Below are 11,650 nucleotides of genomic sequence, written 5' to 3' on the forward strand. Positions count from 1 at the left end.
CACCCTCCCTAACCGTGGCACCCGGCGTTATGGTGCTGATGTCTCTATCTTCGGCCCGCGAGTCCCCGGCGACCGTGGAGCCACAGCATGAGGAGCCGCCTGATGTCCGACTTCGACCCCGGCTTTGTCCCTGGACTCGAAGGAGTCGTCGCGTTCGAGACGGAGATCGCCGAGCCGGACAAGGAAGGCGGCTCCCTGCGGTACAGGGGCGTCGACATCGAGGATCTGGTCGGCCATGTCTCGTTCGGCAACGTCTGGGGGCTGCTCGTCGACGGCGCCTTCAACCCCGGACTGCCGCCGGCCGAACCGTTCCCGATCCCGGTGCACTCCGGTGACATCCGCGTCGACGTACAGTCCGCGCTGGCCATGCTCGCGCCCGTGTGGGGCCTCAAGCCGCTCCTCGACATCGACGAGGAGCAGGCCCGCGACGACCTCGCCCGCGCGGCCGTCATGGCCCTGTCCTACGTCGCCCAGTCCGCGCGCGGGCAGGGCAACGCGATGGTGCCGCAGCGCGAGATCGACAAGGCGCAGTCCGTTGTCGAACGGTTCATGATCCGGTGGCGCGGTGAGCCCGATCCGAAGCACGTCGCCGCCGTGGACGCCTACTGGACGTCCGCCGCGGAGCACGGGATGAACGCGTCGACGTTCACGGCCCGGGTGATCGCGTCCACCGGAGCGGATGTCGCTGCCGCGCTGTCGGGGGCCGTGGGGGCGATGTCCGGGCCGTTGCACGGCGGTGCGCCGTCGCGTGTTCTCGGGATGATCGAGGAGATCGAGCGGACCGGGGATGCCGAGGCGTATGTCCGGCAGACGCTCGACAAGGGTGAACGCCTGATGGGGTTCGGGCACCGGGTGTACCGGGCCGAGGATCCTCGGGCTCGTGTACTGCGGCGTACGGCGCGGGAGTTGGGGGCGCCGCGGTTCGAGATCGCGGAGGCGTTGGAGAAGGCGGCGCTGGCCGAGTTGCACGCTCGTCGTCCTGACCGGGTGCTCGCGACCAACGTCGAGTTCTGGGCGGCGATCGTGCTCGACTTCGCCGAGGTGCCGGCGCACATGTTCACGTCGATGTTCACGTGTGCGCGGACTGCGGGGTGGTCGGCGCACATTCTTGAGCAGAAGCGGACGGGGCGGCTGGTGCGGCCGTCCGCGCGGTATGTGGGGCCTGCTACTCGGGGGCCCGAGTCGATCGCGGGGTTTGGGGATATCGCCCACTGAAGCGGGGCCTGAGGAGCGGGTGCGGGTGCGGGTGCGCTGTGGCTGGTCGCGCAGTTCCCCGCGCCCCTAAAGGGCGCCTTCCAGCAGGTGGGTCCATTGGGCGACGACCCTCTCCCTGCGTCCCCCGTCATCCGTGAGCAGGTTCGCCAGGCCCAGGCCCCTCGCCATGTCCAGGAGGCCCTGGACCGTTTCGCGCACCCCCGGCCGCGTCTCGTCGGCGTCCAGCAACTCCACCGCGATGCGGTGAGTCTCACGGCCCACCCTCGCCTCCAACTCCGTTACCCGGGGGCGGAGTTGGTCCTCGTTCGAGGCGGCTACCCAGAGGTGGAGGGCGGCGCGGAAGAGGGGGCCCGTGTAGAGGTCCACCAGGGCCTCGACCACTACGCGGCGGTCTTCCGCGCCCTCCGGGAACAGTTCCCGCAGAGCCGTGGAGCGTTCCTCCGCCACGTACTCGACGGCCGCCGTGAAGAGGTCCTCGCGGGTGGGGAAGTGGTGTTGGGCGGCGCCTCGGGAGACGCCGGCGCGTTCGGCCACGACGGAGACCGTGGAGCCTGCCCAGCCGTGTTCGGCGAGGCAGGACACGGCGGCTTCCAGGAGGCGCTGCCGGGTGGCCCGGCTGCGGTCCTGCTTGGGTCTGCGGTCGACCGTGCCCGTCGCGGGCGCCGCGCTCACACCAGCCATGCGGGATCCCGTCGTTCGAGGAAGGCCGTCATCCCCTCGCGGGCCTGCGCGGAGGCGAACAGCCGTGCCGAGAGCGCGGTCAGGTCGGCCGCGTCCCGGTCGAAGGTTTCCAGCACCCTAGCCGTGAGCAGCCGCTTCGTCTCGGCCAGGGCCTCGGGGGCGGAGCGGCGCAGGCCGTCGAGGATGGGGGCGAGGGACTCGTCCACGTCCTCTCCCGCTGCCGTGAGCAGGCCGATCCGGGCCGCTTCCGGCGCGTCGAAGCGCTCGCCGGTGAGGTAGTAGCGGGCGAGGGCGCGGGGGTCCGTGCGGGGCAGGAGCGGGAGGGAGATCACCGCCGGGGCGACCCCGATCCGTACCTCCGTGAAGGCGAAGGTGGCTTCCCCGGATGCCGCCGCGATGTCGCAGGCCGCCAGAAGGCCGAGGCCGCCCGCCCGTACGTGGCCGGTCACGCGGGCGACGACCGGCTTGGGTGTCTCCACGATCTGGCGGAGGAGACTCACCAAGGCGTCCGGGGGCGGCGGGTCCCGGAGGTCCGCGCCCGCGCAGAACGTGTTCCCCGTGTGGGTGAGGACGACCGCCCGTACATCCGTGTCCTTGGCGCACTCGGTGAGGGCGTCCGCCAACTCGGCCACCAGGGGCGCCGACAGCGCGTTGCGGGTGTCCGGTGAGTCCAGGCTCAGGGTCTCGATGCCACGTGTGCGTGTCCCGCCGATCAGTGTCATGAGCGGCCTCGGAGTTCGCGGCGCAGGATCTTGCCGGAGGCGGCGCGCGGGACGGCATCGATGAAGGTGACCCGGCGGACCCGCTTGTAGGGGGCGACGCGTTCGGCGACGTACATCATGACCTCTCCTTCAGTCATTTCGGGGAGGTCTGCGGCCGCCTTCTGGCGGACCACGTACGCGTGCGGGACCTCGTTGTTGTCCTCGTTGTACTCGCCCACCACGGCCGCGTCGGCGATGCCGGGGTGGGTGAGCAGGAGGGCCTCCAGTTCGGCGGGGGCCACCTGGAAGCCCTTGTACTTGATGAGTTCCTTGACCCGGTCGACGACGAACGTCCAGCCGCCGGCGTCCACATGGCCGACGTCCCCGGTGTGCAGCCAGCCGTCCTCGTCGATCATCGCGGCGGTGTCGTCGGGGCGGCCCAGGTAGCCCTTCATCACCTGGGGGCCGCGGATGAGGAGTTCGCCGGCCTCCCCGACGCCGAGGTCCTTGGCGGGGTCGTCGAGGGAGACGATCCGCATCTCGGTGCCGGCGATGAGTTTGCCGACCGTGCCGGGAGGTGCCGTGGGCATGTCCCGCACGGGGACCACATGGGTGCCCGGGGACAGTTCCGTCATGCCGTACGCCTGGCCCACGGGCGGCAGGCCCAGGCGCTGCGAGCAGGCGGCGGCGAGGTTCGCGTCGAGGGGGGCGGCGGCGCTGATGATGTACTTCAGCGACGAGAGGTCGTACTGCGCGACCGCCGGGTGCTTGGCCAGGGCCAGGACGATCGGCGGGGCGACGTAGAGGCCGGTGATGCGGTGGTTCTCGATGGCCGCGAGGAAGGTTTCGAGGTCGAAGCGCGGGAGGACGACGACTGCGGCGCCGTTCCGCAGCGGGGCGTTCATGAGGGCCGTGAGGCCGTAGATGTGGAAGAACGGCAGGACGGCGAGGATGCGGTCGCCGGGGCCGGTGGGGACCGCGGGCTCCAACTGGGCCAGATTCGTGGCTATTTGACAGTGCGTCAACATCACACCCTTGGGGACGCCGGTCGTTCCCGAGGAGTACGGGAGGGCCGCGACGTCTTCCACGGGGTCGATGTCGACCACCGGCTCGGGGGCCGTCGAGGCGAGCATGTCGGCCAGCGAACGGTGTCCGGGCGCGCTGTCGCAGACGAATATCTCCTCGACGCCGCCCGCGAGTTCGGCCGCCCGGCGGGCCGCCTCCAGGAGCGGTGACACGGTGACGATCCAGCGGGCCGCCGAGTCCCGCAGCTGCTTGGCGAACTCCTCCGGCGTGGCGAGCGGGTGCACCGTCGTGACGGAGGCACCCGCGCGCGTGGCGGCGTAGAAGGCCAGTGGGAAGGCGACCGTGTTCGGGCTGTGCAGCGCGAGGACGTCCCCTTTGCGCACGCCCGCGTCCGCGAGGCCCGCCGCGATGCTGCGGTGGAACCGGTCCACCTGCGCGTAGGTGAGGGTGGTGCCGTCCGTGCCGTCGATCAGCGCGGGCTCCTCCGCGAACTCCCCGGCCCGCGCCAACACCGCGTCATGGATGGGGAGTTCTACGGCAGGAACGTCGGCGTACTCGCTGCGGAACATGGTTCCTCCTGGCACGAACTGGCATGGGCCGCCGAGTGCCTAGTACGACTTGGGCAGGCCCAGGGTCTGGTGGGAGACGTAGTTGAGAATCATCTCCCGGCTCACCGGAGCAATACGAGCCACGCGCGCGGCGGTTATCAACGAAGCGAGCCCGAACTCACGCGTGAGGCCGTTCCCGCCGAGGGTGTGCACGGACTGGTCCACGGCCCGCACACACGCCTCCCCCGCCGCGTACTTGGCCATGTTCGCCGCCTCGCCCGCGCCGACGTCGTCACCGGCGTCGTACAGATACGCCGCCTTCTGCATCATCAACCGGGCGAGTTCCAGGTCGATGTGCGCCTGGGCGAGCGGGTGCGCGATCGCCTGGTGGGCGCCGATGGGGGCGTCCCACACGGTGCGTTCACGCGCGTACTCGATCGCCCGGGCAAGCGCGTAGCGGCCCATGCCGATCGCGAACGCGGCCGTCATGATGCGCTCGGGATTGAGGCCGGCGAAGAGCTGCAGCAGACCCGCGTCCTCGTCCCCGACGAGCGCTTCGGCGGGCAGCCGTACGTCGTCCAGGGTCAGCTCGAACTGCTTCTCCGCCGCCTGGAGTTCCATGTCTATCCGGCGGCGCGTGAAGCCGTCCGCGTCGCGCGGGACGATGAACAGGCAGGGCTTGAGGCGGCCGGTTCGGGAGTCCTCGGTGCGGCCGACTATGAGAGTCGCGTCGGCCAGGTCCACGCCGGAGATGAAGACCTTGCGGCCGGTGAGCAGCCAGTCCGTGCCGTCCCTGCGGGCGGTGGTGGTGATGCGGTGGCTGTTGGAGCCGGCGTCGGGTTCGGTGATGCCGAAGGCCATGGTGCGAGTGCCTTCGGCGATTCCGGGGAGCCAGTCACGCTTCTGTTCTTCCGTGCCGAAGCGGGCGATGACCGTGCCGCAGATCGCCGGGGACACGACCATCATGAGGAGGGGGCAGCCTGCGGCTCCCAACTCCTCCAGGACGATGGAGAGTTCGGAGATGCCGCCGCCTCCGCCTCCGTATTCCTCGGGGAGGTTGACGCCGAGGTAGCCGAGTTTGGCTGCCTCGGACCAGAGTTGTTCTCGGTCGTAGTCGCGGCCGTGCCTTTTGCCCAGGGCGGATACAGCTGCACGTAGGGCTTTGTGTTCGTCGGTTTCGGTGGTGGGCATGTGGCTCCTTCGTCGTGGCTGGTCGCGCAGTTCCTCGCGCCCCTAGGTCGGCTCTACTACTGCCAGTAGAGAGGCGACCCGTACCTGTTGGCCCAGTACTGCGTGCAGGGCCGTCAGCTTGCCTGTTGCCGGGGCTGTGATCTTGTGTTCCATCTTCATTGCCTCCAGCCACAACAGGGGCTCACCGGCCGTGACTTGGACTCCTACGGCCAGGCCCTCCGCAACTCTCACCACCGTGCCCGGCATGGGGGCCAGCAGGGAGCCGGGGGCGAGTTGGGCGGCGGGGTCGGGGAAGCGGGGGAGGGCGGTCAAGGTGGTGGTGTTCACGTACACCTGGTCGGAGTCGTATCTCGCGACCTCGAACTTCCGTCGTACGCCGTCCACTTCGAGTACGACCAGACAGGCGTCCGCGTGGATGACGCGTACCCCTTCCGCGGTCAGGCCGGCCCTCGTGTGGTGGTAGTGGACCTCGTGCTCCTCGCCTGCCATGGCGTAGCGCTTGGTCTGCGGCTGGGACGGGAGGTTGCGCCAGCCGGGAGCGAAGCGGGAGCGGCCGTGGGTGTCGGCGAGGGCCGCGGCGAGGGGGGCGTGCGGGTCGGGGGCCGAGGTGGTGAGTTCGGTGAGGTGGCGGTCGTAGAAGCCGGTGTCCATGTGGGCGGTGGTGAACTCCTTGTGGCGCAGGGAGCGTACGAGGAGGTCGCGGTTGGTGAGGGGGCCGTGGATCGTCGCCCGGGAGAGGGCTCCCGCCAGTTTGCGGACGGCTTCCCCTCGGGTGGGGGCGTGGGCTACGACCTTGGCGAGCATCGGGTCGTAGTGGACGCCGATGTCGTCGCCGTCGGTGTAGCCGGTGTCGAGGCGGACGCCGTCAGGGACTGCTATGCGGTGCAGGGTGCCGGTCTGGGGGGTCCAGTCGTGGGACGGGTCCTCGGCGTAGAGGCGGGCCTCGATGGCGTGGCCGTGGGGGTGCGGAGGGGTGCTTTCGAGGGGCCCGCCCTCCGCGATCCTCAGTTGCAGGGCCACCAGGTCGATGCCGAACACGGCTTCCGTGACGGGGTGTTCGACCTGGAGGCGGGTGTTCATTTCGAGGAAGTGCGGCCTGCCGTCGGGGGAGATCAGGAACTCGACTGTTCCGGCGCCCTCGTAGGCGACGGCACGGGCGGCTCGGATGGCCAACTCGCTCAGTTCCTGGGTGAGTTCTTCGGTGAGGCCCGGCGCCGGGGACTCCTCGATCACCTTCTGGTGGCGGCGCTGGAGGGAGCAGTCCCGGGTGCCGAGGGCCCAGACCGTGCCGTGGATGTCGGCGAGGATCTGTACCTCGACGTGCCGGCCGCCCTCCACATAGGGCTCGACGAAGACCTCGCCGTCACCGAAGGCGCTGGTGGCCTCGGCTCGGGCGGCCGTCAACTCGGCGTCGAGGTCGGCGAGTTGGCGTACGACGCGCATGCCGCGTCCGCCGCCGCCCGCCGCCGCCTTCACCAGGACGGGGAGGTCGGCCTCGGTGACGTGGTCCAGGGAGGCGATCCCCATGAGTTCCTTGGCGCGGGTCTTGGAGGCCATCGCCTCGATCGCCTCGGGGGGCGGCCCGATCCACACCAGGCCGGCGTCCAGGACGGCGCGGGCGAAGTCGGCGTTCTCGGACAGGAAGCCGTAGCCGGGGTGCACCGCGTCCGCGCCCGCCGCGACGGCCGCCTTCACGATCAACTCGCCGCGCAGGTAGGTCTCTTGGGGTGTCGCCCCGGGCAGCCGTACCGTCGCGTCGGCCACGCGTGCGTGGAGCGCGTGCTCGTCGGCGTCCGAGTGCACGGCGACGGTCCGGATCCCCAGTTCACGGCAGGTACGGAAGACCCGGCAGGCGATCTCGCCCCGGTTGGCGACGAGAACGGTCGCGATCATGTGGTCCCTCACGTCGGTCATGGGCCTCACATCCGGAAGACGCCGAAGCCACCGCGCGCGCCCTCGAAGGGCGCCGTGTGGAGGGCGGACAGGCACAGGCCGAGGACGGTGCGGGTGTCGCGCGGGTCGATGACACCGTCGTCGTACAACCGCCCCGACAGGAACATCGGCAGGGACTCGGACTCGATCTGCTGCTCCACCATGGCGCGCAGCGCCGCGTCCGCCTCCTCGTCGTAGGGCCGGCCCTTGGCCACGGCGGACTGCCGGGCGACGATCGACAGGACGCCGGCGAGCTGCTGGGGGCCCATGACGGCGGACTTGGCGCTGGGCCAGGCGAAGAGGAAGCGGGGGTCGTAGGCGCGCCCGCACATGCCGTAGTGCCCGGCGCCGTACGAGGCGCCCAGGAGCACGGACAGATGCGGTACGCGGCTGTTGCTGACGGCGTTGATCATCATCGCGCCGTGCTTGATGATGCCGCCCTGCTCGTACTCCTTGCCGACCATGTAGCCGGTGGTGTTGTGCAGGAAGAGCAGCGGGATGTCGCGCTGGTTGGCCAACTGGATGAACTGGGCGGCCTTTTGGGACTCCTGGCTGAAGAGGACCCCTTGGGCGTTCGCCAGGATGCCCACCGGATAGCCGTGCAGGGTGGCCCAGCCCGTCACCAGGCTCGTGCCGTAGAGCGGCTTGAACTCGTCGAAGTCGGAGCCGTCGACGAGCCGGGCGACGACCTCGCGCGGGTCGAAGGGGGTCTTGAGATCTCCCGGGACGATGCCCAGCAGCTCGTCCTCGTCGTACTTGGGTGGCTCGGCCGGGCCCGGATCGCCGTACGCCTTGCGGTGGTTGAGGCGGGCTACGACACGGCGGGCCTGCCGCAGCGCGTCCTGCTCGTCCACGGCGAAGTGGTCGGCGAGCCCCGACACGCGCGCGTGCATCTCGGCGCCGCCGAGCGACTCGTCGTCGCTCTCCTCACCGGTCGCCATCTTCACGAGCGGCGGCCCGCCGAGGAACACCTTCGCGCGCTCCTTGACCATGATCACGTGGTCGGACATGCCGGGGATGTACGCGCCACCGGCGGTCGAGTTCCCGAAGACGACCGCGATGGTGGGGATACCGGCGGCCGAAAGCCTGGTCAGGTCGCGGAAGACGGCGCCGCCGGGGATGAAGATCTCCTTCTGGGACGGCAGATCGGCGCCTCCGGACTCCACGAGGCTGATGCAGGGCAGTCGGTTGGCGAGCGCGATGTCGTTGGCCCGCAGCGCCTTCTTCAGGCTCCACGGATTGCTCGCTCCCCCGCGCACGGTGGGGTCGTTGGCGGTGATCAGACACTCCACTCCCTCGACGACCCCGATGCCGGTCACGAGCGCGGCGCCGACCGCGTAGTCGCTGCCCCAGGCGGCGAGCGGCGACAGTTCGAGGAAGGGGGTGTCGGGGTCGAGCAGCAGCTCGATGCGCTCACGGGCGAGCAACTTGCCGCGTTTGCGGTGCCGTTCGACGTACTTCGGCCCGCCACCCGCGAGAGCCTTCGCGTGCTCGGCATCCAGTTCGGTGAGCTTGGCGAGCATGGTCTCGCGGTTGGCCCGGTAGTCGGGACCGTTGATGTCCAGGGCGGACGGAAGGACGGTCACAGCAGGGCCTCCGGGATGTCCAGTCGACGGGAACGCAGCCACTCGCCCAGGGCCTTGGCCTGCGGATCGAAACGGTGCTGGGCGGCGACACCCTCGCCGAGAATGCCCTCGATGACGAAGTTGAGAGCACGAAGGTTGGGCAGCACATGCCGCGTCACTGCCAACTCTTCGGTCTCCGGCAGGAGTTGGCGGAACCGTTCGACGGTCAGCGCATGGGCGAGCCAGCGCCACGCCTCATCCGTACGCGCCCACACCCCCACGTTGGCGTTCCCTCCCTTGTCACCGCTACGGGCCCCGGCGACCAGACCAAGGGCCGCCCGCGCCGTGGGCCCGTCCGGCGGAGGCCCGGGGAGGGCAGGCTGTGGAACGTCTTCCAGTACGAGGGTGTCGTGGGCCGGGGCCACAGCAATCCGGCGCCCGTCGTGGAGGACGGCCACATGGTCGACGGCACCATGGGGGACATACACATCATCGAAGACGCCATAGGGCGCTCCCTTTCCAGGTGGGGTCAGCACATGGAAGCCCGGGTAACTGGCCAACGCGAGCTCGACGGCAGCCGCACTCAGCGCCCGCCCGACAACCTCCTGATCGGCATCCCGGACGACAAGCCGAAGCAGCGCACTGGCGGTCTCCTCGGTCGATGCGTCGGCGTGATCCGTACGGGCGAGATCCCAACGAAGTTCACCGGGCCGGGACTTGGCCGCGCTGAACGCGAGGTCCATCTGCCCCTGGACGAGAGCGGCCTTGCGCTCGATGTCGAGCCCGGTGAGCACGAAGGTGACCTCGTTGCGGAATCCCCCCAGCCGATTGAGACCGACCTTGAGACTCGGCGGTGGGGCCTCCCCCCGCACCCCTTCGATCCGCACCCGGTCGACACCGTCCGCCCCCAGCCGGACGGTGTCGAGACGGGCGGTGGCATCGGGACCGGCATACCGGGCACCCTGCGTCTCGTAGAGCAGCTGCGCGGTGACGGTACCGACGTCGACGACTCCCCCCGTGCCGGAGTGCTTGGTGATGACGGACGAACCGTCCTCATGGATCTCGGCGAGCGGGAAGCCGGGGTGGCGGAGCTTCTCCGCCGGGTGCTCGGTGAAGAAGGCGTAGTTGCCGCCGGTGGCCTGGGTCCCGCACTCCAGGACATGTCCGGCGACCACGGCACCCGCGAGGCGGTCGTAGTCGCCGACCCCCCACCCGAAGTGAGCGACCGCGGGACCGGTGGCCAGGGCCGCATCGGTGACCCGCCCGGTGACCACGACCTCGGCGCCCGCGCGCAGACAGGCAGCGATACCGAACCCACCCAGATAGGCATGGGCGGCGAGAGACCCCGGATACCGAGCGACGAGATCGTCCCCCTCGACGTGCGCGACCCGCACCGATATCCCCAGCCGGTCGGCCAACTTCCTTACGGCATCGGCGAGTCCGGCCGGATTGAGCCCACCGGCGTTGGTGACGATCCGCACCCCGCGCTCATGGGCGAGCCCGAGGCACTCCTCCAGTTGCTTCAGGAAGGTACGGGCGTACCCGGCGCTCGGGTCCTTGAGCCGGTCCCGTCCCAGGATGAGCATGGTGAGCTCGGCGAGATAGTCACCGGTGAGAACGTCGAGCTGCCCACCGGTGAGCATCTCGCGCAGGGCGTCGAAGCGGTCGCCGTAGAAGCCGGAGGCGTTGCCTATTCGGAGGGGCGCGGCGGGGTGGGACATGGGTGGGGGGCTCACTGGCCGGCCCCCTTCGACTTCGGCTGTCGCCCGGAGCCGGGCGGTCCCGCGAAGGCCTGGGCGATGTCGAGCCATCGACCGGCATCGGGTCCTACGGCCTCCACCGCGAGGTCGGCGCGGTGGGCTCGCTGGGTGACGAGAAGGCAGAAGTCGAGGGCGGGACCGGTGACGCGCTGCGGGGCGTCGTCCGGACCGTACGTCCACAACTCACCGGAGGGAGCGACGAGTTCGACCCGAAACTCCGCACTCGGCGCCGTCAGTCCATGCACACCGAAGGCGAAGTCACGCGCCCGCACACCGATGCGCACCACGTGCCGGAGCCGGTCCGTAGGTGTCCTGGCCGCACCTACCGCGTCCGCCACATCCTGGCCATGGGCCCAGGTCTCCATGAGCCGACCGGTTGCCATGGAGGCGGCGGACATAGGTGGCCCGTACCAGGGGAAGCGGGTCTTTGCGGGTGCGGCGTACAGAGCAGCCAACAGGGCCGTCCGTCCGGCCCGCCAGTCGGCGAGAAGCTGAGCGGGAGGCTTTGCGGCGCCCTCCTCCGCCCCCTGATCCACGAACGACTCGGGAGCGGCGAGCGCCTTCTCGACCAGCGCACCGAACGCTTCCTCGTCCGTCACGGCGAGCAGAGCCGAGTGGTCGGTCCAGGCCAGGTGGGCGATCTGGTGGGCGACGGTCCAGCGGGCGGCGGGAGTCGCGACCGCCCAGCCCTCCGGGCTCAACTCGGCGACTAGCCGGTCGAGTTCCTCGCTCTCCTCACGCAGGTCGTCGAACACGTGCGTCGGATCGGACATGGGGGGAGCATGGCAGGGCTGCCAGAAACAATCAAGCGTGCTTGCATTGTTCGTGTGGGGAGGCGCGGGGTGAGGGGGTTGGTCTGGCCGTGGGGCGGGTTGTGGGCGTTGGGCCACTCGCTTCTTTGTCAGTGTCGGGATTGCGCGAGCCGAGTAAAGGGCGCTCCCTGCGGTCGCGTCGGCTGCGCCGATGGCCCTCCGGGCCACCCTTGACTCGCCTCACACAATCCCGTTTCAGAAGCGAGCGAGCAGCCCGGA

The 11,650-nt window shown here is 70.1% G+C and carries 9 protein-coding genes; 1 reads left to right on the forward strand and 8 read right to left on the reverse strand.

The window, feature by feature from the left end:
• Positions 1-102: 102 nt before the first annotated feature.
• Positions 103-1,215: a citrate synthase 2 gene (locus tag OC490_RS42650; protein WP_262063432.1), complete on the forward strand. Its 1,113-nt coding sequence runs from the start codon at positions 103-105 to the stop codon at positions 1,213-1,215.
• 66 nt (positions 1,216-1,281) lie between these two features.
• Here the strand turns inward: OC490_RS42650 and OC490_RS42655 are convergent, their stop codons facing one another.
• The 8 genes from OC490_RS42655 to OC490_RS42690 are packed head-to-tail and all read right to left on the reverse strand — an operon-like array spanning position 1,282 to position 11,392.
• Positions 1,282-1,896, reverse strand: a complete 615-nt coding sequence (locus tag OC490_RS42655; RefSeq protein WP_262063433.1) for a TetR/AcrR family transcriptional regulator — start codon at positions 1,894-1,896, stop codon at positions 1,282-1,284.
• Complete coding sequence (locus OC490_RS42660; RefSeq protein ID WP_262063434.1) at positions 1,884-2,618, reverse strand: enoyl-CoA hydratase family protein; 735 nt, start codon at positions 2,616-2,618, stop codon at positions 1,884-1,886. The genes OC490_RS42655 and OC490_RS42660 overlap by 13 nt, the downstream gene beginning before the upstream one ends.
• Complete coding sequence (locus OC490_RS42665; RefSeq protein WP_262063435.1) at positions 2,615-4,192, reverse strand: 4-coumarate--CoA ligase family protein; 1,578 nt, start codon at positions 4,190-4,192, stop codon at positions 2,615-2,617. The genes OC490_RS42660 and OC490_RS42665 overlap by 4 nt, the downstream gene beginning before the upstream one ends.
• A 39-nt stretch (positions 4,193-4,231) precedes the next feature.
• Positions 4,232-5,362, reverse strand: coding sequence for an acyl-CoA dehydrogenase family protein (locus tag OC490_RS42670; RefSeq protein ID WP_262063436.1), 1,131 nt, complete (start codon positions 5,360-5,362; stop codon positions 4,232-4,234).
• Positions 5,363-5,404: 42 nt separating this feature from the next.
• A complete protein-coding gene (locus tag OC490_RS42675) occupies positions 5,405-7,255 on the reverse strand; it encodes an acetyl/propionyl/methylcrotonyl-CoA carboxylase subunit alpha (RefSeq protein WP_262063443.1) in 1,851 nt (616 codons plus the stop codon).
• A gap of 26 nt (positions 7,256-7,281) precedes the next feature.
• Positions 7,282-8,880: an acyl-CoA carboxylase subunit beta gene (locus OC490_RS42680; RefSeq protein WP_262063437.1), complete on the reverse strand. Its 1,599-nt coding sequence runs from the start codon at positions 8,878-8,880 to the stop codon at positions 7,282-7,284.
• Entirely contained in the window at positions 8,877-10,580 is a 1,704-nt protein-coding gene (locus tag OC490_RS42685) for an acyclic terpene utilization AtuA family protein (protein WP_262063444.1), read from the reverse strand. Before OC490_RS42685 ends, OC490_RS42680 begins: the two co-directional genes overlap by 4 nt.
• Before the next feature lie 11 nt (positions 10,581-10,591).
• Complete coding sequence (locus tag OC490_RS42690; RefSeq protein ID WP_262063438.1) at positions 10,592-11,392, reverse strand: TIGR03084 family metal-binding protein; 801 nt, start codon at positions 11,390-11,392, stop codon at positions 10,592-10,594.
• Positions 11,393-11,650 lie beyond the last annotated feature (258 nt).

This window comes from Streptomyces sp. STR69 (genome assembly GCF_024519455.1).
GTDB lineage: Bacteria > Actinomycetota > Actinomycetes > Streptomycetales > Streptomycetaceae > Streptomyces.